The organism is Nostoc sp. FACHB-133, assembly GCF_014698055.1.
Taxonomy (GTDB): Bacteria; Cyanobacteriota; Cyanobacteriia; order Cyanobacteriales; family Nostocaceae; genus Nostoc.
The window spans coordinates 151,661-176,144 of the sequence record NZ_JACJSH010000004.1; the positions used below are offsets into that span (position 1 = coordinate 151,661).

The window sequence follows — 24,484 nt, forward strand, 5'->3', positions numbered from 1 at the left end:
AAGCTGCAAAACGTTTCGTTCTTTTCATGTTCACAGACTAAATTTAATTAATGTAAAAGTAATGCCTACGATAGAAGTAGGTTTAGTCCCATGGTAGAAGTGCGAAAAAAAACTAGCTGTTATGTTAATTAGGAATGAGAAAACAATTCATAATAAGTAATTAAAAAGTAGAACGCAAGTGAATATAAATATTATTTTTACATCAGTAAGATTAATTTTTATTCCTTGCTTTTTTGTGAGCAAACGACTTTGCCCGTAGCTCCTTAATCATAAATAAGTAATTACTGATTATGAATTAGTTTGAATCTGACGAATATTTATGTGTTATGGGAGCTTCAAATGCTTTCAGTTTTTCCAACACAAACTAAGTGAAAAACTTCTGAATCTATCTTGGTTGTCAAAAGTTACCTAACTTAGCACTGGATTAAGTAGAAAATATCAGTTTTGAACATCAATCAACCACAGAAATCTAAAACATAAACGGAACTATGACCATGAAGCCTTTTGATTTATCTAAAACTGTTCTAGCTGCTGCCTTTGCCATCAGTTTCGCTTCTGTATCCTTACCTCCTTCTGTTTTTGCCCAAAGCGGAGGCTCAGGTAGTGGAGGTTCTAGTAGTGGCAGTAGTTCAGGTACTGGAACTACAGGTACTGGTTTAGGTTCTGGAACAACAGGTACTGGAACAACAGGTACTGGCTCAGGTACTGGAACAACAGGTACTGGCTCAGGTACTGGAACAACAGGTACTGGCTCAGGTACTGGTTTAGGTTCTGGAACTACAGGCACTGGCTCAGGTACTGGTTTAGGTTCTGGAACTACAGGCACTGGCTCAGGTACTGGTTTAGGTTCTGGAACTACAGGCACTGGCTCAAGTACTGATACCACAGGTACTGGAACAACAGGTACTGGCTCAAGGACTGATACCACAGGCGCTGGAACAACAGGTACTGGCTCAAGTACTGACACTACAGGTACTAACAGAAACGCAGGTGTTACAACTTCCCAAAGAACTGAAGATCGCGGTTTCGATTGGGGTTGGTTAGGTTTACTTGGTCTAGCCGGTTTAGCAGGTCTGGCTCGTAATCGTGATAAAGTACGGGCTTATAGCGATCCTAATGAAGTAACTGGTACTCGTTCTAGATAGTATTCACCACACTGTAGGAAGCGTAAAGCAGTTATTTTTGTCAACTTCAGATTAGACCAGTAGGGGCACAATATCAATATATTGTGCCCCTATAATTACATCCCAGTTTACTCAAGTCGAACTACTGCCTTGCCCAATGAAGATTACATTTGCCAAAACTTGTATTTTTGTTAGCGCCCGCACCAGACGTTGAGCTTGATGTTTATAAAGTGGTATTGGCAATACTCCAGGCAAATTGTTCATCCATTGCCTAGCAGTAGCTAAACTACATCCCGTAATCAAGACGATTTCTTCAGCGCCATACATAACAGCATTTGTAGTCAAAGCTTTCTCGATCTTCACCTGCCAAAGGCGAGGCAGCATTTCACCCCATTCGATTCGCTGTAAACTAGTGCTTGTAGCTAAAACAATCAAGCGATCGCCAGCATAAAGCTTAACATCATACCAGGGCATCAAGGAATAATTGTCTCGCCGATATTTATGGTAGAGAATCGGCACAACACTGTAGCCAGATGCGATTTCAGATAGAAGCAACCCATTGAGGGTATCACCTTCTTCAATCTTGTATTCCGTCACCATAACTATTTGCTCGCTCAAGTGAAACAAGCTCAGAACATTTTCCCCAAAGGCAGCACAAGCAAAAACTTCTGCCGACAAAGCCGCGCCACATAAAACTTGGGCATAGGGAAACAGAGGGGCGATATTATCACTAAAATGGCGATCTTGAGAGCGAATAATCAAGCTTGTGGCAGGGTTTATTGTATGAGCCATCAAACCAATTTCCAGATTTTCCATATTATCGTCCCCTACTAAAACGATGCTTTTAGCACGGGAGAGATTCACCTTAGCCAGTGCTTCGCTAGTATTGCCAATAATCAGGGGTATATCTGGTAAAGTGCCTGGGTCGAGAGTGGTAGTATGAATTCCTACTAACGGCTGATTGAGTTCTTGCAAAAGAGCAGCAACTTTCTGTCCCAAGCGATTTAAGCCAATAATCACTACATGGTTGCGTTGTGGTGTGGGAGGACGAGACTTGAAAAACTGGAATCTGGAAGTGACAAGAGCATCAGTTACCAGTGCATATAATACTCCCACGAAAGCTTGACCTGTCAATGTGAGTCCCAGGCTAAAGAACCGCAACCACCAAGGGATATGATCTGAAGGTTCAGATTGCGATCTAAACTCAACACCGCCAAATAAATCACCGTATCCTCCCAAGAGCAACACTGCTGTTGCATAGAAAGCTTCTTGCAGGGAGATGTCAGGATAATACAAGCGGTAAAGAATTATTCCAACGAACCACAGAATAAGTACGGTAATCCCATAAATTGTTGCAATTCGCCGAATTTGATTTTGGCTTTGGTAGTAAGATTGCCAAAATTGTAATATTTTTTGCTTAAGATTCTTCGCTGTGATGCTTTGAAGAAACTCTTGCCACTGCCAACTTTGGCCATGAGATTTATTTGTATATTGCTCAGAAAAAGCCAGTTCGTATGCAACATCAATGTAAACGAGTGTGTCTCCTAGCTGCACTTCTGCTTCTGGGTTCCATCCAAACAATTCTTTGAGGGGATCGGATGAAACGGTTGTGTGACTCAAAATGCGGCGAGTTGTGAGATTGAGTCTATGTACTGGCTTGCCATTGCACCAGCTATCCTTCGCTTGTACTTGGTGCTTGATTACTTGCAATAGTTGTCCTTCTATGGTGAAGTACCCGATTGCTTCAGAACCGAGAGATGCTAAAGCAAAGGCATGAGCAGAGAGATGGGTAGGCTCAAAGGCAACAAAATTACCTAAGTTTTCGGACAAGAGTTTGTTAAAGTTTTGTTTGTCAGAACGAACAATCAGGCGAACGTGCGGATTAAGTCGCCGTGCTGCAAACGCTGCTTCTATATTTATCCGCTCATTTCTTGTGACTAAAAGTATTGAGCGACATTTCCCTATACCTGCCTGCTCTAAAACACTTGGCTGGCGGCAGTCTCCGATGATTAATTTTTCTAACAAGCTTGGTACTTCTGGGACTTCCCAATGTTCGAGTTGTACATCGTCAATGGCGTTGACTTTAACATCATATTCCTTTAGGACTGCAACACAATGCTGCCCTAAACTTTGGAGTCCGCATACTAAGAAAAGGTCTTGGGGTTTTTTGGGATTGGTGGTAGGAGGGGGATGCACTTTCTGTTCATAGCAGCAGTCAATACTGCTAACAGTACGTGTTTGGTAGGATTATATCTTACCTTCGGGTCATGTATCCCTTCACTCGCAAAACTAAAAAGGTTTTCTGGCTATAGCAATCCTATTTTAGTTGTGAAAAATGTAGATTAGGAAACGAACCGCCAAGGATGCCAAGGACGCAAAGGGAGGAAAGAAGAAAGAGAGATGTAATTTTCACGAATGATTTAGGACTGCTATATGTAAGGGATTATTTCTCAATAATATCCTCCGAGAATTGAGAGAAGTTTAAGAAAGTAAACTAGCAGAATTTACGTCCAAAAATAATGTAGCTTGGGATTGTTGACGAAGAATAGAAGCCGGACAATCTGTAGTTATAGCTCCTTGCAACATTTTTTTTACCACATTTGCTTTACGTTTTTCTGGAGCCAGACAGATAATTTTTTTAGCTGAACAAATTGCCGAGATGGTGACAGTAAAAGCATATTGTGGGACAGTTTCTAGATTCGGAAACTGACCCGTACTTACTTGTTGCTGACGGTTCACTGTATCCAGCTTCACTAGTTTCATACTGTAAGGATCTTGAAAATTTGCTACTGCTGGATCGTTAAAAGCCAAATGTCCATTTTCGCCAATACCAAGACAGCATAAGTCTATTGGTTGCGCTTGCAATAGTTTGGTGTAGCGATCACACTCGTTTACTGGTTGCAGTGTATCACCTTCTATATAGTGAAATACTTTAGGAGCAACCCGCTTCTCTACACGTTCTCGCATATAGCGCCGGAAACTCGCAGAATGGTCAGCAGTAATTCCCAAATATTCATCTAAGTGGAACAGAATAATCCGTGACCAATCTACACCACCCAATGCAATCAAAGCATCGAGAAATTTGAGTTGGGAGTTACCTGTGGCTAACAATACAGCAGCTGTATCCTGTTGTTTGAGAACTTGCTGTAAATGCTTTTGGGCGATTTCGGCAACGTCTTCGGCCATTTCGACTTCAGAGTTATAAATCTGCACCAATAAATCATCAACGCGAAAAAAGTTTGTAGCGGCTAGCATTTGCTTACACAGAAGGTTTTCAATTATACGGCACTTTCTTGAGAAGCTCTACCTGTCTACCTTGATCGAAGAGGCAGAGAGAGGAGCAGGGAGTAAGGGGCAGGGGCAATACTTGTCGGTTAAGGGGAAAAGGGGAAGGGGAAAAGGGAAAGAAAAAACCTTTAACCCTTCCCCTTTAACCTTTTCCCCAAACCCAATTCTGAGTTCAAAATCCAAAACCCGAGTAGTATTGGGGGCAGGGGGAGAAAGAATTCTGGAATTTCCCAGCAATCAAGGGTTTAAAGCCCCTAAATTTATTTATGGGGTTCTCCTCCCCTGCTCCCTTTCCTCTTTGCTGATATGGCTTATCCGGTATAGATTTTAGAATTTAGCAGATTAATTTATCGCTTTTTGCGCTGTATAAGGGCAAAAAAACCATGTAAACTATTTAAATTAAGTTAACAATTATTTACATTTTACCAAAAAATCATGCTAGCTGCAATTCTCTTTGACCTCGACGGCACTATTGTCAATACTGACCCCATACACTACCGAGCTTGGCAGGAAATGCTGCTAAATTATGGCATAGAAATTGACGAAACATTTTATAAATCCCGAATTAGTGGACGCTTAAATCCAGAAATTGTTAAGGATATTTTGCCACAATTATCAATCGCAGAAGGGCAGAAATTTGCAGACGAAAAAGAGGCGTTTTTCCGCAAACTCGCCTCGAATCTTAAACCATTGGATGGATTTTCTGAGCTAATAGCATGGACGGAGACACATCAATTAAAGCGGGCATTAGTAACTAATGCACCTAGATTAAATGCAGAATTTATGCTAGAGGTATTGGGAATAAAAGAAGCTTTCCATACAGTTGTTTTAGCGGATGATTGTATTGCAGGTAAACCTGACCCTGCACCCTACCAAGCCGCCCTGAATAAGTTGGCGATTTCAGCAGAGGAAGCGATCGCATTAGAAGACTCTCCCTCTGGTATTCGGGCGGCAGTGGGCGCAGATATCCGCACTATTGGCATTGCTTCTACCCACGATTTGCTAGTTTTACAAGAAGTCGGCGCATTTATGGCAATTCCAGATTTTACTGATTTGCAGTTGTGGACATTGCTTAACTCACTCATTGAGCCAGATTTAAGTGCGATCGCTTCTAACCCGTAAACGCAAAATCTGAGAATATTAAGAGTAGAGAGGCAAAATTTGCCTCTCTACTTATTTTTGAGCCAAAATCGCGTAAATTTCCCGTTTAACTTGCTCTAAAAGCTCACGCACCCGATTTATTCGCTCCACATTGCCACTACGAGCAACCTGCACTACAACAGCAGCTAATTCTGTTGCAGCATTCCGCAATTCAATAAACTCTTGGGGCTTACCTGTCACGAAACTTTTGACGGTATCCCAAGGAGTATCAGAAGTTTCTTGTTGGGCACGTTCTGCCAATAATTTTCTACCTTCATCGGTAATCGTGTAAATCCGCTTGCCACCTTCCTGGGCGCTCTTGAGATAACCCCCTTCCTCCAGCAATTGGAGTGTTGGATACACTGAGCCAGGACTGAGGCGACGGAAACCACCATAACGAGTTTCCATCTCTTTAATCAGATCGTAACCATGACTAGGATGCTCGGATAACAATTCCAGTAGGATGAACTTGATGTCACCCCGACGAGTCCGATGTTCATCTCCCCAACCACGACCAAACATTTCATTACCAAAGTGTTTGTCACGATCTCTACCATGATGCCTGCCATGCCCAAACCAAGACCTAACAAGCAAGAAATCGTCTTCGTTAACTCCTGCCCATGCAGGTGTACCAAAGCTTGAGCGAAAGTGTCTAAACATAAATCAATCTCAAATCAACTTTCTCTAATATACGATATATCGGAATATATCACGATATATCGGAATAGAATTTTGATGAAGATTTATGAAGTAAGCAATTGTGCCAACGCAAAGCTCCCAAAGGGAGAGGCTAGCGCCAAGGGAAAAGACTCGCTGCTATCAATACAGTTCAGATAAGACCAAAACACTTGTAGAGACGGCGATTTATCGCGTCTCTTAGGCTGTGCGTAAACGTTCAATATCCCTGATCGGCGGCGCACCGAACATCCGGGAATATTCGCGGCTGAACTGTGAGGGGCTTTCATAACCGACCTGATAGGCAGCATTCGCCGCATCGGAGTTTTCGGCAAGCATCAGACGACGTGCTTCTAACAGTCTTAATTGCTTTTGATATTGAAGCGGACTCATCGATGTCACTTTCTTGAAATGGTGATGGAAAGATGAAGGAGACATACTTGCCTGCCCAGCTAGCTCTTCAACCCGCATCGGCTTTGTAAAATCAGCCTTGATGAGTTTTATCACCTCGGCGATGCGCTGCATATTGCTGCCAGATGTCGCTATTTGACGGACAGCTTCGCCTTGTTCACCCATTAAAAGGCGATAATAGATTTCGCGGATAATCATCGGTGCAAGGATCGGGATATCCTGGGGCGTATCCAAAAGCCGTGTTAGTCTCATAGCGCAATCGAGCAATGGTGCATCGACGGTGCTGACAAATAAGCCTCTGACAGAGTTATTCTTCTCCTCAATCACACTGGTTTGAGCAGTAATAATATCGCAGAGTTGACGTGGATCTAGATTCAGTTTGAATCCTAAATAGGGTTGCTCTGGGGTTGCCTCAACGATAAACGCACTTAATGGCAAATCAACCGAGACTACCAGATATTGAGCCGCGCTATAACGATAGGTTTCCTCACCCAGCAACGCTTCCTTTTTGCCCTGAACAAGGATGGCAAGGATAGGTTCGCAGACACCCTGTAGTGAGGTGGAAGCAGAAGATTCTCGCTGAAATTCCAGCTGCTCAATAGCTGTTTTATGAAAACCGTCCCCTTTGCCATCAGTGTGACGAGTGACTAGTGCTGCTAATTCTTGACATTGATGAGCGATCGCACTTTGGTTTATGACTTGGTTGATGATTTTGATCGTCACAATATTCTTCGATTAATTTAATCATACTCTTGTAGGCATTTTAGAACATCGATTTGGAGAATTAGGCAATAAAGCGCGAGGTCTGTGTATTTCAAACCTTTGCACTTACTCATACGATGAACACATCCAAAATTTAAATAAACCTCAACAGAGGGAAAAATAACCATGTTAAACGTAGAAAATAAAGTCATTGCGATCACTGGAGCCAGTAGCGGTATTGGTGAAGCCACCGCTAAGTTACTCGCTAAAAATGGTGCAAAAGTCGTTTTAGGGGCACGGCGCACCCAAAAGCTAGAAAAGATTATCGAGGAGATCCGTAACCAGGGTTACATAGCGGAATTCAAAGCGGTGGATGTTGCGAATCGTGAGGATATGAAAGCGTTCATTCACTTCGCCAAAGATAAGTTTGGTCGTGTCGATGTCATCTTCAACAATGCAGGCGTGATGCCCCTGTCGCCAATGAATGCCTTGAAAGTCGAGGAATGGGACAACATGATTAATGTGAATATCCACGGCGTATTGAATGGTATTGCTGCTGGTTTACCAATCATGGAAGCGCAAGGCGGTGGACAGTTTATCAATACCGCCTCCATCGCCGCACACATGGTGGGGCCTACCAGCGCGGTTTATTCCGCAACAAAATTTGCTGTTTGGGCCATATCCGATGGATTACGTCAAGAATCGAGAAATATTCGCGTCACAATAATATCCCCTGGCGTGGTTGAAACTGAACTCGGCTCTGATATCACAGACGAATCAGCAACAGGCTTCTTGAAAGAACTCCGCAAAACTGCGCTCACTCCTGATGCGATCGCTAGAGCCGTCTTATATGCCGTATCCCAACCGGATGATGTTGATATCAATGAAGTGATTGTCCGTCCGACGGCAAGCGCATTCTAACTCTGGGGGCGCATTGAAGAGGTATTGGGTATTGAAAATAGGCAGAGGGGAAAACTCTTCTCCCCTACTCCCTTTTTTGGTAACAGCGATCGCTGCAATTATCCCAGCCCAGAGTAGCAGTTATAAAATACTTGTATCATAAATTGCTGCTTATTCACTTTTATGCCCTATTTCGTTTAGAGATAAAGTATATATTGTAACAATAATTATACTAGTGTTGGCAGCCATAGCATTTTTAAGTCTAGATTTCAATTCTTATTAAAAAATTTACGAAAATCAAATATCTAGTAAAAATACGTATGCCATTTTAAGTCTTCTCACTATATGAATAGTAGAATTAGCCCATAGAGGAGAAGACAGTGACGCTCTTAAACCAAGCTCAAGTAGAGCAGCTAAAGGAAATAACTACACATTTACGACAAGTAAGACAAGAAAAATCCATACGCATAGAAGAAATTGCTGCTCAAACACTGATTAGAGCAGGCGTTTTGCACGCTTTAGAAGAAGAAAGATTTGAAGAATTACCTGAGGCTATTTTTCTTCAAGGTTTCATCCGTCGCTATGCAGATGCTTTAGGACTGGATGGAAATGCTTTATCACATACTCTTATAAGCAATCCAGTAGTCCGCCAAGACCCCAAGAACGATCATAAAAATTCTGACAACAAACCAAATACATACATACCTCTTGTCGTTACCTACATTCTGTTATTGGTCGCTGCATCTGCTGGTCTTTTACATATACTTAATCCACCACAAATCACATCTGAATCTCTGACTCCAGAAGTCAATAATCAACAGTCAATAGTCAGCAATACTAACAAATTGACAGAAAAGTAGAGTAGGTAGCAAGTAAAGGAAAAGAATTAATCACCAATGACTAATGACCAATGACAAATGACAAATTCAAGATATTTGTGGTTTACGCAGATGCCAAGTAGTAGCTTGTTCATAAGCGTAAGCTACCTGAAACAATTGGTCTTCTCGGAGTACATTGCCAATTAGCTGTAATCCTATTGGTAAACCCTGGTCATCAAAACCACATGGCAAACTTAAACTAGGTAAACCAGCAAGATTCACAGGAATAGTCATCAAGTCAGTTAAATACATACTCAAGGGATCAGTAGTTTTTTCCCCTGCTTTAAATGCTGTAGTGGGAGATGTGGGACAAACTAACACATCAACCAAGCGAAAAGCCTTTTCAAAGTCTTCCTTAATTAGGGTGCGGACTTTTTGCGCTTTCAGGTAATAAGCATCGTAATAGCCAGCAGAAAGGGCATAAGTGCCGATCATAATCCGGCGTTTGACTTCTGTACCAAAACCAGTGGCACGGGTACGAGTATACATTGATAGTAGATTATCGGCATCAGGAGCGCGGTAGCCGTATTTAACGCCATCGTAACGAGCCAAGTTTGCTGACGCTTCAGACGGGGCGATGATGTAGTAGGTGGGTAAGCCATAGCGAAAGCGGGGACAGGAAATTATATGAATCTCTGCTCCCAAACTTTGTAATACATCTACTGCTTTGGTAACAGCTTGTTCCACTACAGAATCTAAACCTTCACCAAAAGTTTCTTTAACGATCCCAATTCTTAGCTGACCTCTGGGTTTGAAGTCTGGTTTTAAGCTGGCGGCGTAGTTGGGAATCGCAACTTTGAGGCTGGTAGAGTCTTTGGGATCGTGACCTGCGATCGCACTTAATAATATTGCCGCATCTTCTACTGTGTTTGCAAATGGCCCAATTTGATCCAAAGACGAAGCGTAAGCCACTAAACCATAACGAGAAACCAAACCATAAGTTGGTTTCATCCCCACCACACCGCAGAAAGATGCAGGTTGACGAATTGAACCACCAGTATCAGAACCGAGAGCAACTACACATTCTTGGGACGACACCGCCGCCGCCGAACCCCCCGAAGAACCACCTGGAACTCGTGACAAATCCCAAGGATTAGCCGTGACTTGGTAGGCAGAGTTTTCTGTGGAACTACCCATTGCAAACTCATCTAAGTTGGTTTTGCCTACCATTACCGCCCCAGCATCTGCGAGCTTTTGCGTCGCCGTTGATTCATAAGGCGGCACAAAATTCTCTAAAATTCGGGAGGCGCAAGTGGTAGGAATTCCCTTAGTACATAAATTGTCCTTAATCCCAACAGGAATGCCTGCTAGTAGCCCGATTTCTTCCCCGGCAGCAATTTTGGCATCCACAGTACTGGCCTGCTCTAATGCCCGTTCTGCGGTAACACATAAAAAGCTGTGCAATTTCGGCTCTAACGCTTCAATGCGCTTTAAAGCTTCTTGGGTAATTTCAACGGCAGAACGTTCTTTCTTAACCAGCTGTTGGTGCAACTCGCGGATGGATGCCATGATTGCTCTCTTTGTGACTCAAGTCATTGATTTTAGTACATATTGACTGAGATTGGGAATTGGGAATGGGGAATTGGGCATGGGGCATTGGGCATGGGGAATTGGGCACTGGGGGCAAGGGGGAGAATTAAAAGTTACTTCTTTCCCCTTTGCTACCTTATTCTCTAACTCTCCACCGTTAATAAATAAGACTGATACCTCTAAAGAAATAAGTAATTGTGGGGTTGGAAAAATTGCGAGGCTTAAACAAAATAATATAAGGAATTTAACATCATCCGTAAATAGAGGGACTACAATCAAAACGGACAAATGTTTCATGCTCCAACAAGAGAGGATTACAAAGCTATGTCCGACTTAAATCGAGGAATTATGAAGTTTGAGGGTGCAGATTCCCCAAAAGTAGTCACTATCTCTACCGTGTTGCTTCTGGGATCGATCGCTGCTCTCATCATCTGGGCGCTGCAAGCTGCCTATGCGCTAAACTAAAACCATTAGTAGTCTAGAAGGACACTTGTCTTAAACGGTTTCCGTCTTAGCCAAGTGTCCATTCCATGACTAAATAAATAAAAGCGCCCTAATTACCATCAAAAATTTCAGAAAAACTTTAGATTTTAGATTTGAGGTTTTAGATGGAAAATTTAAATCTAAAATCCAAAATCCAGAATGTTTGAACCTTGGGGTGTTTTAGTTATTTTAATTATCTGCCCCCTCTTGGGCGGATTACCCCTGATTGCATGGATAGTTTATGCCCTTACGGGTAAGCAATTATCACAAGTTGGTACACGAAACATTAGTGTATCAGCTGCCTTTTATCATGGCGGTAAGTTTGTCGGAATTCTGGCAGTCTTGTCAGAAGCTTTTAAAGGAATTGCAGCAGTTTTCCTCACCCGTCTTTTCTTCCCAGAGGGATCGTTTTGGGAATTAATTGCCCTGATCGCTCTGGTAATTGGTAGATATTGGATAGGCAGAGGAGCAGGTACAACAAATGTCGTCTGGGGATTTGTCGTACACGATCCCCTGGTGGCAATATTTGTCTCTTTCTTTGCAGGTATTAGCTTTACAGTTCTGCAATCAAAACAGGCAGTTAAATATGGGGTTTTGCTTCTATTTCCACTGTTTGTAGCAATTTTGCATCTAAGCGATATCCCCAGAATGCTTGCTGCTGCGGCTTTAGCTGGTTTAATGGCCTGGATTTATGCAAAAATTCCAGATGATATGAACTTACCAGTTCAAGAGGCACAAACAGAATCGCAAGCGATGTTGGAATTTTTACGGGGCGATCGCGCGATGATTTCTTTAGATGAAGAATTGGATGCTGCTATTGTCGGAGAAAAGGCGGCTACATTATCCCAAATTAAGCGTTGGGGCTATCCAGTCCCGAAAGGGTGGGTACTAGCGCCAATCGACGATCCAAAAGTGTTGACAGAATTTCTCCAGCCATCAGAATTATCCCCCTTGGTGGTGCGTTCCTCTGCCATTGGCGAAGACTCAGAACAAGCTTCTGCGGCTGGACAATATGAAACAGTTTTAAATGTTACTAGCCCAGAGGCATTACAGCAAGCGATCGCTCAAGTTCAAGCTTCTTACAATCATCCATCTGCTGTACAGTATCGGCGCGATCGCGGCTCAAGTGATACAGCAATGGCTGTGTTGATTCAACAACAAGTCCAAAGTGTATATTCTGGCGTTGCTTTCAGCCGCGATCCTATTACTCAGCAAGGTGATGCAATCATCATTGAAGCCCTTCCAGGCAGCCCAACGCAAATCGTTTCGGGAAAAGTCACGCCAGAACAATATCGCGCTTTTGTCGTTGAAACAGAAAAATCTTCCTCTGTGCAATTAGAGGGTGAAGGACGAGTTCCCCAGGCATTAATTAAGCAAGTTGCATACTTAGCTTACCGACTCGAAAAACGTTATCATGGCACTCCTCAAGATATTGAATGGAGTTACGACGGTCAAACGCTGTGGGTGTTGCAATCTCGACCAATCACCACTTTACTACCAATTTGGACACGCAAAATCGCTGCTGAAGTGATTCCTGGAGTAATTCACCCCTTAACATGGTCAATTAATCGTCCCTTAACTTGTGGAGTTTGGGGAGAATTTTTTACACTAGTTTTGGGCGATCGCGCTTTGGGTTTAGATTTTAATGAAACAGCAACTCTGCACTATTCCAGAGCCTATTTTAACGCGTCCCTCTTAGGAAATATCTTTCTGCGTATGGGATTGCCGCCGGAAAGTCTGGAATTTTTAACCAGAGGAGCTAAATTAAGTAAACCTTCCTTGCAGTCAACCTGGGAGAATTTGCCAGGACTAGGGAGGTTGCTGAAGCGGGAATTAAATTTAGAAAAAGACTTCAAACAGGATTATCACCAACGGTTTATTCCTGGGTTGTCGCAGTTGGCGCAAGAAAATGTAGAGAATTTGGAACCAGCCAAGTTGCTAATCAGAATTGACTTTATTTTAGAGTTGCTGCGCCACGGGACATATTACAGCATTTTAGCTCCTTTAAGTGCCGCCCTCCGACAGGCGATTTTTCGGGTGAAGGATGGCCAAATTGATAATAGCGTGACTCCAGAGGTGGCGGCATTGCGATCGCTCAGTGCAATAGCCACAGATGCCAAGCAAGTATTGCTTGAGTTTGAACCACAGCAGGTATTTGAGCAGTTAAAGCAAACCCCAGAGGGAGAGAAAATCCTGCAAGAATTTGACGAATTACTTCAGGATTACGGCTATTTAAGTGAAGTGGGAACTGATATCTCCGTTCCCACTTGGCGGGAGAATCCCCAGATGATTAAGCAGATGTTTGTGCAGTTAATGCAGGGGAACGAACCACAAGCAGGCGCTAAAGACGCGATTAATAGCATCTTTGCTGGTAAACGCAAACGTTCTTTTGTCCAACGGCGTGTAGATATTAAAGGGCGAGTTACCGAAGTTTATTCACGGTTATTAGCTGAATTGCGTTGGAGTTTTGTAGCTTTAGAGAAGATTTGGTTAAAATCCGGCTTACTCCAGAAAACAGGAGATATCTTTTTTCTCAACTTTGATGAAGTGCGGCGTTTAGTCGAGGGTGACGATTCTAGGCTGATTGAAGAGTTAGATAAGTTAGTGGAATCGAGGCGATCGCAATTCTTTCAAGATAGCGAGTTCATTCAAGTGCCACTTTTAGTTTACGGCAATACACCTCCCCACCCCTTAGCTCCTTCTGCGCTCTACTCTGACCAAATTTTACAAGGGATTGGAGCCAGTCACGGGCAAGCTGAAGGCAGGGTAAAGGTGTTGCGAAATTTACAAGATGTGCCAGAGATTGATCGAGATACGATTCTGGTAGTGCCTTACACAGATTCCGGCTGGGCCCCTTTGTTATTAAGGGCTGGAGGATTAATTGCCGAAGTTGGTGGACGGCTTTCTCACGGTGCGATCGTGGCTCGTGAGTACGGTATTCCTGCTGTAATGGATGTTCGGGGTGCTACATGGCTTTTGCAAGATGGTCAACGGGTAAGGATTGATGGGTCTAGGGGTATTGTGGAATTATCTAACGATTTAAGACCCGAATGATTACCAATTCTCTGAAAGACTTGCCAGAAGAGTCTGTCTCTCACAATCCCGAAATCAAGAAAAAGGTGATGTTACGCTTCGGCGATTTGCCTCACCTAACTAACTTCTCTCAAGCGCGTTTTGCTCCCGGACAAACCGCACCAGCACACGCGCATCAAGATATGTGCGAAGTATTCTTTGTGGAAGCTGGTTCAGGAGTAATTCATATTGATGGTACAGAATACCCCCTGCTTCCAGGGAATTGCGTAGCGATAGAAGTTGGAGAGGTACATGAAGTTGTCAATAGTGGCTCAACTGAGCTTGTTTTGACCTACTTTGGTTTGCGTGTGGAAAAATCAGCGTAATTATTGGAATATCAAAAGCTTCAGTGAGGGCTCAACAATGTTGTGTCCTCACTAAAGCTTGTGGATGTTGCTTAAAACAAAGATAAATGTGTAGTATCCTAATATACTAAAGGTGTTGCGCCACGCATCTGACGTAAAGAATTTATACAAGCAGCACAGTCGCAACCAAATAAGTCGATTGCCATATCGCTTTCTTCGTTATTGAACTCCAACATGGGAGCATCTTCTTTAGAAAACTCTATTTCACGCTGATAGTTAGGAATTTGAGCCAATACAGAAGCCCTGGCACATACTAAACCCACTTTATGTTTATTGCGGATACAAGATAGACGGTCTGTGGTTTGGGTTGCTGATTGTGGCTCTATAGCTTGTGCTTGATTCAGCATTACTCCCATAGAGAGAATGGAGCTAATCAGCACAGGAGAAGAAAGCAAACTCAGTAGGAATTTGTTCATTGATTTTCTTAGAAAACAATTGCGATCGCTCAGGTTATCCGATTAAATCTTACAGTGCAAGTAAAGTCTATCAGGAATATCACTAAGATATCAGCACTGGGGAAGTTCATCTGGATATCATTTGCGGTAAATAGTTGCCAGCGAACCATGTGCTTTTTCCGATCTCCGTCTTCTGTTAATCAACGAAAAACTTTAGAGGATGTTTGAAAAGTTCTTAGTGATGTATGAAATCCTTTTAGATCCCCCTAAATCCACGCCACATGCTCCACTTGGGGAGACCCCAAGACCGCAGTGGCTCCCCTTATAAAGGGGGACTTTGATTCCATTTCCCCCCTTTTTAAGGGGGGTTAGGGGGGATCAATAAGTGCCTAAAATCACAGCCAACTACTTTTCAAACAACCTCTTATATCTATTTATATCTATATATTGAAAGGGCTTTTCTTAACTACAGCAATTCTAGTACATTTAACAAGTTTTTCAGGTAGGGGCAATTCATGAATTGCCCCTACCTGAAAACCCAAAAATTTCCCCTTCAAAACTTTTTAGTTTGAAGGAGAAATACCAGTTTAAATGCCTTAATCTATAGGGGCTTATCTCAATACTTTTGGGATAAACCCAACAATTAAAGGGTAAAGGTAAATTCAAACCCTTTCCCCCAAAACCCGAAAAGTATTGAGGCTTATCTGCTAGCTAAAAAAATCTTTGTGAGCAGCAACCAGCATTTGAGCCTGTCTCAAAACGTTTCCGAATAAATAAATAGGAATCTGCCAAGCTGCAACAGTCACTTCTTTAACTATATCCTGTACACTAATTGCTATTAATTCATGCTCTGGCGGCTCTCCCTCAACTGCTCCAGACCAAGTAAAAGCTAATAAAAAATCTTCATCTCCAGGCAAGGATGCAATTAAGCATTCTTCTGGTGTTGGCTGGCAAATAATCCCATATTCGTTTGCAAGTTCTACAAGTCTTTGAAAGTTGTTTACGTTCGTCATTTGTCCTTTGGATGTAATTGAATTTCAGTTTTAGAAAAAATCATATTTTTATCTCCATAACTCAACTTAGTTGCTCTATAGCATAAATTAAAAATTACGAATTATTAAGGAGTTATTGGAGTTGGATCGGGCTTAAGTCCAAAATCTTACCGCGATCGCTTGGTTGCATCAGCAACAATTGCTACTGTTTTAAAAAAATCTGAACTACCTACTTTTTCAGTTAACCTGATTTATATACACCTCCTTTCGTTACCATTTAAATATTGATGCCCTAACCTGACTCAGGCTGACGGAGTGCATTGAGCATTGCCATCGCTTTTGGCGGAACGGCTGTAAACCGAAGCAGAAAAAGATGCTTGTCAACATTAGACTGTTGGATCACCTTGGCATAGATATATTCTTCTTCTGTAGCCATTTCTGCTTCAATCAATAGCTTGAGTTTGAGATTACTCAATATTTCTAAAGAATCTAACGATCGCAATTGCGCCTTTTTTTCTGAGAGGCTAATTAATGCTCCCAAAAATACTGTTCCCACTGCATGTTTTCCCTGCAAAATGGTGTATTCCACAGGCACTTCTTGATTGAGAATGATTATTTTATCATCATCATCAGGCAAGAATAAATTATATTTACCACCAATGCCACGAATTTCACAAATTGTCACAGGGTGTTTTATTCCCTTGGGTTCTATTTTTAGTTGTCCAGCAATTTGAAGGTCAATATTGGCATCTTTACAAGTATTTTCAGAAATTAAAATCTGTCCTCCTACGGTATAAGACTCAATTCGAGCAGCCAAATTAACATGACTGCCAATAACTGTATATTGAGCGCGTTTTTGAGAACCAACATTTCCTGCTACAGCCTCGCCTGTATTCATCCCAATTCCCATTTCGAGAATGGGAAAATTCATTTGCCGATTTTGTTCGTTTACTTGCTGCATTGCCAATTGCATAGCAATAGCACAAGCGATCGCTCTTTGAGAATCATCTATGCGGCTAATTGGCGCACCAAATATCACAAAAATGCCATCACCCATAAACTCATTAATCGTGCCTTTATACTGATTAATCACATCTGTCATTGTTCCTAAATAAAGATTCAAAATCTTTACTACTTCTTCAGGCGGTAATTGTTCGGAAATAGCCGAAAATCCTCTTAAATCAGACACAAGAACCGTAACTTTTCTTCGTTCTCCCCCTAGCTTTAACCCAGAAGGAGTTTCTAGGATATTGGCGACGATTTCATCAGTTAGATAGCGACCGAGAGTTTTTCGCATCTCGGTAGCGCTTTGAGCAATATATTGAGTAAGTGCGATCGCAGAACCAGCGAATGCCAGCATTGAAGGGAGAACGGGAATCCACCAACCAGCCAAAAACGCTAGAAAACTACCACCAATTAAACCGCCACCTGCTAGCAAAACACTAACAGCCATAAGGGTTTTCTGGTTGCTACTGTGGCGTTGTAGCCAACACAAGCTAGCACCAATAATTGACCAAATTAAAATTGATAGCCATTCTAGCGGCTCAGGTAAGCACTTAATCAACGGACGACCATCCATTGCCGCACTTAAAATTTGACTAATCAAATTAGCATGAATTGTTATACCCGCCATTCGTTCTGTGTTAGTCAAGACATTACTGCTGTAAGGCGTATAGAATAGATCCTTCAAACTCTCAGCAGTAGCACCAATTAACACCACCTTGTCCCGCATTAAGTCTGGTGGGATGGGTTTATCTTGTACTTCGCCCAGAGAAACTTTAGTAAACTGCTGTATCCGTCCTCGATAGTTCAACAGCACTTGGTAACTTCCCGCATCTGCTCGGACATAACCCCCATCATTAGCTTCAAAAATCGGGAAAACGCCACGATTTAACTGCAAATAATTAGAGTTAGTTGCTGATGACTTGGCGGTAATGCCTTCAGGTTTCAAGTACAACAATGCCAGCTTTAACCCAAAGCTTTCCAGAATCTGATCATTATTTAAATTTACGTATAATAGCGATCGCCGAATTTTGCCATCCCCATCTATGGGTAAATCATTTGACCCAATTTGATCGAGTCGCTTTAGTTCTGGAGACGAATCAACTGCCGAACTATCAACAGTATCAGAGACTTTTTGGACTCCAATCAAATTTGGAGTAGATTTAAACACCTTAAGTAAAGCTTCATAACCAGGATTGACGGGTAAATCACGATAAATATCTAAACCAATCGCTCTGGGTTGTTGCTGTTTGATTTTCTCTAACAAACTGGCAAGTTTTCCATCAGACATAGGCCACTGGCCCTGCTTACGGATATCTGCCTCATTAATTTCAACTATGACGATGCGGGTATCAGGCGATTCTTGTGGACGAAGGAGAAAAAATTGATCTAGTGCTGCCAATTCCAACAATTGCAGTAATCCAGTCAACCGTAGTGCAATCACCAAGGCTGTAATATTAGGGACAGCAAGTAAAACACCACGCCATTGCCAGATTTGCGATTTCAGCTTTGCCCACATAAGATTTAGTGCTGAGTGCTGAGTGCTGAGTTAGGAGTTGGGAGTTAGGAGTTAGGAGTAGAGACGTGATTAATCGCGTCTGTAGAAGAGTTGTGAGTTGGGAATTCTGCTTTAGCCCCATGCCCCATGCCCAATGCCCCATGCCCTTCTTTCTTAGATGTGCAACAATCGATCAATGGTTCTGAAGCGATCGCACTCAAACCTACAGACTTGAAAAATTGTCTCCAATCTAGCTTCGCTTTAAAATTATTCGGCTCAGTTCGGCGTAGCTGCACCAAACTAGTCAGCGCTTCATGCCAAATCCCCGCTTCTGCATAGATGGTGGGTAACTTGTACACATTTGCCTTTGCTAACGCCTCCGACAACGATGAGCCTGGTTGAGTGCGTTCCACCCAACCTTCTACAGTCGGATTGTCGCTGGAGTCTTGAGTATTACAAACAATTGTTAGATACCAGTGATAAGTTTTACCTACAGTAAGTCCGGGGGAACTCTCAGGAAGTTTGAAGCTAATAATTCCAGGTTTAGCAGGAAGCTTAAAAGACGTTTCATAAAATACACTCTGGTCTTCAGCTAGCAGCACAAACTTAGCTGTTTTAACTTGAAATGGAGGTACATACCAGAAAAATGTTGGATGTTGAGCAAATGTCAGCCCTAATTTATCTGGAGGCATTAAGGGAGTTATTAGTTTTTTCCCTATTAGGCAAGAGCCGCCACGGGTAGAACCACCAGCACTTGCAGGAGGTTTTCCTCGCTGTGGTGGCTTAAATGCCTGACTAATTTGCCAAGTTTTGTTGGGATGGTACGACTGAGCGTGTACCTCTGCTGTCAAAGCAGAAAGCAAACCCAATGGTAAGGAAAAGGTTAGAAAATATAAGAATGGTTTAATCCGTTTCATATTGATAATGCCTAAGTTATAAATTACTCAAGTGAATAAATTAAGTATTCCCAAAAGCAAGATCAAATTTTTCACTCAACTACAAACTATTGGGCATTGGGCATGGGGCATTGAACATGAAGAAGAGACAAGGGAGACAAGAGAGAGACTTGTTCAATAATTCCCCCTTGTCCCCCTTGTCTTCTTGCCTCCCCTGCTCCCCCTGCCTCCCTGCCCCCTACCTCTTCCCGCCCCTCCCCCTTTTGGTCACAATATGGGAATATATAAAGTTGTAGCTAACCGCCTACGTAGAGGTTTAACGTGGATACCATTGCAATTCCTGCTCTAAATCGGCCAGTGGATGCCACGATAGAAATTCCTGGTTCTAAAAGTCTTACCAATCGGGCGTTGCTTGTGGCTGCTTTGGCACAAGGTAACTCTATTTTAGAAAATGCCTTATTTAGTGAAGACAGCGAGTATTTTGTCAAATGCGTAGAGCAATTAGGTATTCCCATTACGTTAAATCCTAATTTGGCTCAGATTCAGGTTGCAGGAAGAGGAGGCGACATCCCAGCTAAACAGGCAGATTTATTTGTGGGTTTGGCAGGTACAGCAGCACGGTTTATCTCGGCGTTGGTGGCACTGGGTAACGGTGAATATCGTCTAGATGGCGTTCCCCGAATGCGAGAACGACCGATGGGTGATATGCTGACGGTGCTGCAAACAGGTGGAGCAACCGTTAACTTTGAGGGAAACTCTGGGTTTATGCCCTACACCGTCTATAGCCAAGGATTCGCTGGCGGAAATTTTCGTTTAAAAGCTAACCAAACAAGTCAGCAACTTTCGGCATTGCTGATGATTGCGCCTTATGCCCAACAGGATACGAGCATTGAGGTTGAGGGGACATTAGTTTCTCAATCTTACGTCAAAATGACCTGTCGTCTGATGGCAGATTTTGGCGTGGAGGTGAATCAAATCGGCGATAATCAATTTCAGATTAAAGCGGGTCAACGTTACCAAGGTCGACATTACACAGTAGAACCCGATGCGTCAAATGCTTCTTACTTTTTTGCCGCCGCCGCCGTCACAGGGGGACGGGTGCGCGTCAAACATTTGACCAAACAATCGTGTCAGGGTGATATTCTCTGGCTAGATGTTTTAGAACAGATGGGTTGCGAAGTTAAAGCTTCGGATGATTACACCGAAGTGACAGGGCCGAAGCAATTGCAAGGCATAGATATTGATATGAATGATATATCGGATTTAGTGCAAACATTAGGTGCGATCGCGCCTTTTGCTAGTTCACCGATTACCATTCGTAACGTGGAACATATTCGCTATAAGGAAACCGACCGAATTCGAGCAGTAGTAACAGAGTTGCGTCGGCTAGGGGTTCAGGTTGAAGAATTTCCAGATAGACTAAAAATTGAGCCTGGCCCCATTACCCCGGCGGAGATTGAAACCTATCACGATCATCGAATGGCGATGGCTTTTGCTGTCACTGGTTTGAAGGTTCCAGGAATTGTAATTAAAGATCCTGGCTGTACAGCAAAAACTTTTCCAGATTACTTTACTCGATTCTTCAAAATGTTAGAAGAATAATTGAGTAGTATTCTATAGCGACTGTCTTCATTTCGTGTTTGATTTTAGTTGTAGGTTATGACTCATAATAAGTAGTCTGTATTGGGGACTTAAGTCCCCAAAGCTAGGATTTTATTCCTGAATACGAACGAAGATTTTTATTTGAAAAGGTTTTTGGTGAATTCAATAATCTTTATAGGACTTAGGGACTTCCAAGAAATAAATTATCCAAATAAACGTAGACGCGGAGCGGCTTGCCGCAGGATACCACAGAGACGCAGAGAACACAGAGGAAGAAGAAATAGAGAGTATTTTTGCGTCAGTTTTGGGATATTTTTTTATTTGGAATTCCCTCACAGAAAACTACAGGATGTAGACGCAAAAGGGATTCCCGCAGAGTCGGAGAAGCCCTATATATTGCAAACTTAAATTTTATCTTATTTTACCTCTAATTAAAGTCTGCTTAAACTCGCAATTTTAATATAAGGTGCATCCAATTACTTGGAGGCTTATTTCTCTTGATTAAAAAGGGAAGAATCATTGATTTCTATCACTACTCTAATCAGTGATATCAGTTTATTGTGAGGAAAATCGAGATGAAAATAGTTCCAAAATTAGCCATTGCTGCTGCTAGCCTAACTTTAGGTTTTGCTGTTGTAGATGCAAAATCTGTATCTGCTGCAATTATTAATTACGCTTTCACAGTTGATAGTCCTGTAACTAAGGGAAATGGCTTTTTTAGCTTTGACGACTCAACTCTGAGTAATGACTATACTCCCGAAGCTACTATTAAGTCACTCTCTTTTCAATTTGATGGTGATTCTACCATTTACACAGAACAAGATGATACGAATTATCCAGACTTTCCTGTTGCATTTCAAACCACATCTTTAACAGGACAAACATTTTTTACATTAGATTATCTGTTCAACGATAAATCTAATCCTGCCAGTTCTATCAGTTACGAAATCATCGGTGAAGATTTTACAATTTTCTCTAGAACTTCTCCAGATGCTGAACCCATATCAGGTAAAGTTTCCTATACACAAGTACCTGAACCTACACCTTTATTTGGCGCTCTCTTTGCTTGTAGCTTTGGCTTGATGATGAAGAGAAAAGTAACATTGATGAAAAAAGTTAAAATCTAACCTTCATTAAGTTGATATTAATGCTTTCTTTGCCAAAAATTAATCTCTTATTAGTAGGCTTTTCTGTAGCGACATAACATCTAACACATTGATAATAATGGGAAAAATGGGAATTAAAACCTGATTTTGGTAAGGGAATTAATTACGAATTTTGCCTACGATTACCCTGCCTTCTTTGTGTTAGCTGTTGCTGTGCTTTAACTTACCTGTTACTCAGGAGTAGAGAATGGTAGATTACCGGAATTTTGAGCAGTTCTTGCATAGTCGAATGAAACGACGCAACTTAATTATCGGGGCAGGAGCATTGTCTGGTTTAGCGATCGCTAATCAATTTTCTCATCAAACAGCGATCGCTACAGGTAGATTTTCTAATTATCCTTTTACCTTGGGTGTAGCGTCGGGCGAACCCTATCCTACCAGCGTAGTGATTTGGACTCGTCTGGCTCCTGAACCCTTAGAGGGAGGTGGAATGCCACCTGTGAATGTGCCAATTCGCTGGGAAGTAGCAACTGATTCTGACATGAGGCGCATTGTCTCTAGAGGTACGGTACTTGCAACCCCAGAACTAGCTCACTCAGTGCGAGTTGTGGTAGAAGGATTACAATCTGATACTTGGTATTGGTATCGATTTCTGGTTGGTCAAGATGCTAGCCCTATTGGTCGCACTCGTACAGCGCCTTTAGCAAATAGCTATTTGAGTAAATTTAACTTTGGTCTAGTCTCCTGCCAAAACTATCAGCAGGGATTCTATACCGCCTACAAATATCTAGCACAGGACGACCTTGATTTAGTAGTGCATGTTGGTGATTACATCTATGAAGGGGGAATCTCAACTACTAGTCCCAGACAACACAACAGTACAGAAATTCTCACCTTAGAAGATTACCGCAACCGTCACGCCCTTTATAAAACTGATACCAATCTGCAAGCAGCCCATGCAGCATTTCCTTGGATTGTTACCTGGGATGACCACGAAGTAGAAAACAACTATGCCAACAATATTTCAGAAATTGATACTGAACCAGATCAGGATCGAGCAATTTTCCTCCAACGGCGGGCTATTGCTTATCAGGCTTACTACGAACACATGCCACTGCGCCCCTTATCGCGTCCCGTTGGCCCCGATATGCAACTTTACCGTCGGCTTTCCTTTGGTAATTTAGCAACCTTCCATGTCTTAGATACCCGCCAATATCGCACCGATCAGCCATGTGGTGATGGTACTAAAGAACGTTGCCCAGAAAATTTAGATCCGAATGCAACCATTACCGGTAAGGCACAGGAAGATTGGTTATTCGATGGTTTAAATAGCTCACAGTCCAAGTGGAATGTTTTGGCGCAGCAGGTTCCCATTGCTCAACGAGACATGAAACCAGGAGAAGGCGGAACTTACAGCATGGATAAATGGGATGGTTATGTGGCTTCGCGCGATCGCCTCATGGCTTTCCTCGGACAGCGCCAGCCCTCTAATCCAGTATCCTTAGCAGGCGATGTGCATTCTCATTGGGCGATGAATCTCAAAGCTAACTTTGATAATCCACAATCCGCCACAGTTGGCAGTGAATTCGTCTGTTCTTCAATTAGCTCCGGTGGAGATGGATCAGACACCACCCCCGCAGTTGAAGCTTACTTACCCGATAACCCACATATTAAGTTCTTCAATAATCAACGGGGCTATGTTCGTTGTTCCCTGACTCCCACAAACTGGAAGACAGACTATTTGGTTATGTCAAATGTCACAACCCCATTTGGCACGATTAGTAAACGGGCTTCATTTGTGGTTGAAGATGGTCGTCCCGAAATACAACAAGTCTAATGGTTTAATTCCCAGGTATTGACACCACATAATCACAGATGGATACAGAGAAATTATCAGTGTTCATCTGTGTTTTTATTTTCATAAAATTGACTTTTGCAAGTCGATGCTTTCTAGCATCCACTCAATCGTTTCAATCCCTAATAGGGATTTTGATAAATTGCAATTTTGGCTTTGGCGGTGGTTCTGGTATTTTTCTGGTCTGTTTCAATCCCTAATAGGGATTTTGATAAATTGCAATCTTGTAAAGTTGATGAGCGTTCATATCAAATGTCGAGTTTCAATCCCTAATAGGGATTTTGATAAATTGCAATTATTGCTACAATATCTATTAGCAGTACGGGTTTGTTTCAATCCCTAATAGGGATTTTGATAAATTGCAATCCACCCCCGACACGGTGCTTTCATTCTCTCCAGAGTTTCAATCCCTAATAGGGATTTTGATAAATTGCAATGTGGAGTTGCGTTAGCTCTTGCGCTGCTTACCGATGTTTCAATCCCTAATAGGGATTTTGATAAATTGCAATATTAATCTTGCAGATATAGCTATTAAATAAAAGGTTTCAATCCCTAATAGGGATTTTGATA

Annotated in this window: 19 protein-coding genes and 1 CRISPR repeat array (1 of these 20 only partly in view); of the genes, 10 read left to right on the forward strand and 9 right to left on the reverse strand. The window is 42.3% G+C overall.

Annotation, left to right across the window (positions count from 1 at the left end; genetic code table 11):
• Positions 1 to 488 precede the first annotated feature (488 nt).
• A complete protein-coding gene (locus tag H6G86_RS40125) occupies positions 489 to 1,145 on the forward strand; it encodes a WGxxGxxG-CTERM domain-containing protein (protein ID WP_524538506.1) in 657 nt (218 codons plus the stop codon).
• A 111-nt stretch (positions 1,146 to 1,256) separates the two neighbouring features.
• Here the strand turns inward: H6G86_RS40125 and H6G86_RS05220 are convergent, their stop codons facing one another.
• Both H6G86_RS05220 and H6G86_RS05225 read right to left on the reverse strand, forming a co-directional pair.
• On the reverse strand, positions 1,257 to 3,320 hold the full coding sequence (locus H6G86_RS05220) for a potassium channel family protein (RefSeq protein WP_190933436.1): 2,064 nt from the start codon (positions 3,318 to 3,320) through the stop codon (positions 1,257 to 1,259).
• Between the two features lie 285 nt (positions 3,321 to 3,605).
• Entirely contained in the window at positions 3,606 to 4,379 is a 774-nt protein-coding gene (locus H6G86_RS05225; RefSeq protein WP_190933437.1) for a glucosamine-6-phosphate deaminase, read from the reverse strand.
• Between the two features lie 468 nt (positions 4,380 to 4,847).
• Here H6G86_RS05225 and H6G86_RS05230 point away from each other — a divergent pair, with 468 nt between their 5' ends.
• Positions 4,848 to 5,534: an HAD family hydrolase gene (locus tag H6G86_RS05230; protein WP_190933438.1), complete on the forward strand. Its 687-nt coding sequence runs from the start codon at positions 4,848 to 4,850 to the stop codon at positions 5,532 to 5,534.
• 51 nt (positions 5,535 to 5,585) lie between these two features.
• Here the strand turns inward: H6G86_RS05230 and H6G86_RS05235 are convergent, their stop codons facing one another.
• Positions 5,586 to 6,212 carry a PadR family transcriptional regulator gene (locus H6G86_RS05235; RefSeq protein ID WP_190933439.1) on the reverse strand — a complete coding sequence of 209 codons (627 nt, stop codon included), beginning with the start codon at positions 6,210 to 6,212 and terminating at the stop codon, positions 5,586 to 5,588.
• A gap of 216 nt (positions 6,213 to 6,428) precedes the next feature.
• Positions 6,429 to 7,364, reverse strand: coding sequence for an AraC family transcriptional regulator (locus tag H6G86_RS05240; RefSeq protein ID WP_190933522.1), 936 nt, complete (start codon positions 7,362 to 7,364; stop codon positions 6,429 to 6,431).
• 162 nt (positions 7,365 to 7,526) lie between these two features.
• Between H6G86_RS05240 and H6G86_RS05245 the strand changes: the two genes are divergently transcribed.
• Complete coding sequence (locus tag H6G86_RS05245; RefSeq protein WP_190933440.1) at positions 7,527 to 8,261, forward strand: SDR family oxidoreductase; 735 nt, start codon at positions 7,527 to 7,529, stop codon at positions 8,259 to 8,261.
• 359 nt (positions 8,262 to 8,620) lie between these two features.
• Positions 8,621 to 9,100 (forward strand): helix-turn-helix domain-containing protein, encoded by a 480-nt coding sequence (locus H6G86_RS05250; RefSeq protein WP_190933441.1) that lies wholly within the window; start codon positions 8,621 to 8,623, stop codon positions 9,098 to 9,100.
• A gap of 66 nt (positions 9,101 to 9,166) precedes the next feature.
• Here H6G86_RS05250 and gatA read toward each other — a convergent pair whose 3' ends face one another.
• A complete protein-coding gene (gatA, locus tag H6G86_RS05255; protein ID WP_190933442.1) occupies positions 9,167 to 10,627 on the reverse strand; it encodes an Asp-tRNA(Asn)/Glu-tRNA(Gln) amidotransferase subunit GatA in 1,461 nt (486 codons plus the stop codon).
• A 309-nt stretch (positions 10,628 to 10,936) separates the two neighbouring features.
• On the opposite strand from gatA, the gene H6G86_RS05260 reads away from it, so the two are divergent.
• The 3 genes from H6G86_RS05260 (at position 10,937) to H6G86_RS05270 (ending at position 14,529) form a co-directional block, all read left to right on the forward strand.
• Positions 10,937 to 11,113, forward strand: coding sequence for a hypothetical protein (locus H6G86_RS05260; RefSeq protein ID WP_159402606.1), 177 nt, complete (start codon positions 10,937 to 10,939; stop codon positions 11,111 to 11,113).
• Between the two features lie 177 nt (positions 11,114 to 11,290).
• Positions 11,291 to 14,185, forward strand: a complete 2,895-nt coding sequence (locus tag H6G86_RS05265; RefSeq protein ID WP_190933443.1) for a glycerol-3-phosphate acyltransferase — start codon at positions 11,291 to 11,293, stop codon at positions 14,183 to 14,185.
• Positions 14,182 to 14,529, forward strand: coding sequence for a cupin domain-containing protein (locus H6G86_RS05270; RefSeq protein WP_114080689.1), 348 nt, complete (start codon positions 14,182 to 14,184; stop codon positions 14,527 to 14,529). Before H6G86_RS05265 ends, H6G86_RS05270 begins: the two co-directional genes overlap by 4 nt.
• 98 nt (positions 14,530 to 14,627) lie before the next feature.
• Here H6G86_RS05270 and H6G86_RS05275 read toward each other — a convergent pair whose 3' ends face one another.
• From H6G86_RS05275 to H6G86_RS05290, 4 genes are all read right to left on the reverse strand, one after another.
• Positions 14,628 to 14,984 carry a hypothetical protein gene (locus H6G86_RS05275; protein WP_174710026.1) on the reverse strand — a complete coding sequence of 119 codons (357 nt, stop codon included), beginning with the start codon at positions 14,982 to 14,984 and terminating at the stop codon, positions 14,628 to 14,630.
• A 686-nt stretch (positions 14,985 to 15,670) separates the two neighbouring features.
• Positions 15,671 to 15,976 (reverse strand): hypothetical protein, encoded by a 306-nt coding sequence (locus H6G86_RS05280; protein WP_174710027.1) that lies wholly within the window; start codon positions 15,974 to 15,976, stop codon positions 15,671 to 15,673.
• Positions 15,977 to 16,247: 271 nt separating this feature from the next.
• Positions 16,248 to 18,476 carry a CHASE2 domain-containing protein gene (locus H6G86_RS05285; RefSeq protein ID WP_190933444.1) on the reverse strand — a complete coding sequence of 743 codons (2,229 nt, stop codon included), beginning with the start codon at positions 18,474 to 18,476 and terminating at the stop codon, positions 16,248 to 16,250.
• Positions 18,477 to 18,520: 44 nt separating this feature from the next.
• Complete coding sequence (locus H6G86_RS05290) at positions 18,521 to 19,372, reverse strand: DUF928 domain-containing protein (RefSeq protein ID WP_190933445.1); 852 nt, start codon at positions 19,370 to 19,372, stop codon at positions 18,521 to 18,523.
• A gap of 300 nt (positions 19,373 to 19,672) precedes the next feature.
• Between H6G86_RS05290 and aroA the strand changes: the two genes are divergently transcribed.
• The 3 genes from aroA (at position 19,673) to H6G86_RS05305 (ending at position 23,896) form a co-directional block, all read left to right on the forward strand.
• Positions 19,673 to 20,953 (forward strand): 3-phosphoshikimate 1-carboxyvinyltransferase, encoded by a 1,281-nt coding sequence (gene aroA / locus H6G86_RS05295; protein WP_190933446.1) that lies wholly within the window; start codon positions 19,673 to 19,675, stop codon positions 20,951 to 20,953.
• Positions 20,954 to 21,528: 575 nt separating this feature from the next.
• Positions 21,529 to 22,080: a PEP-CTERM sorting domain-containing protein gene (locus H6G86_RS05300; protein ID WP_190933447.1), complete on the forward strand. Its 552-nt coding sequence runs from the start codon at positions 21,529 to 21,531 to the stop codon at positions 22,078 to 22,080.
• Positions 22,081 to 22,306: 226 nt separating this feature from the next.
• The gene (locus tag H6G86_RS05305) at positions 22,307 to 23,896 is read left to right on the forward strand and encodes an alkaline phosphatase D family protein (RefSeq protein ID WP_190933448.1); all 1,590 of its coding nucleotides are present in this window, start codon (positions 22,307 to 22,309) and stop codon (positions 23,894 to 23,896) included.
• Positions 23,897 to 24,026: 130 nt separating this feature from the next.
• Positions 24,027 to 24,484: a CRISPR direct-repeat array (repeat unit 37 nt; unit sequence GTTTCAATCCCTAATAGGGATTTTGATAAATTGCAAT) (it continues 2,320 nt past the right edge of the window).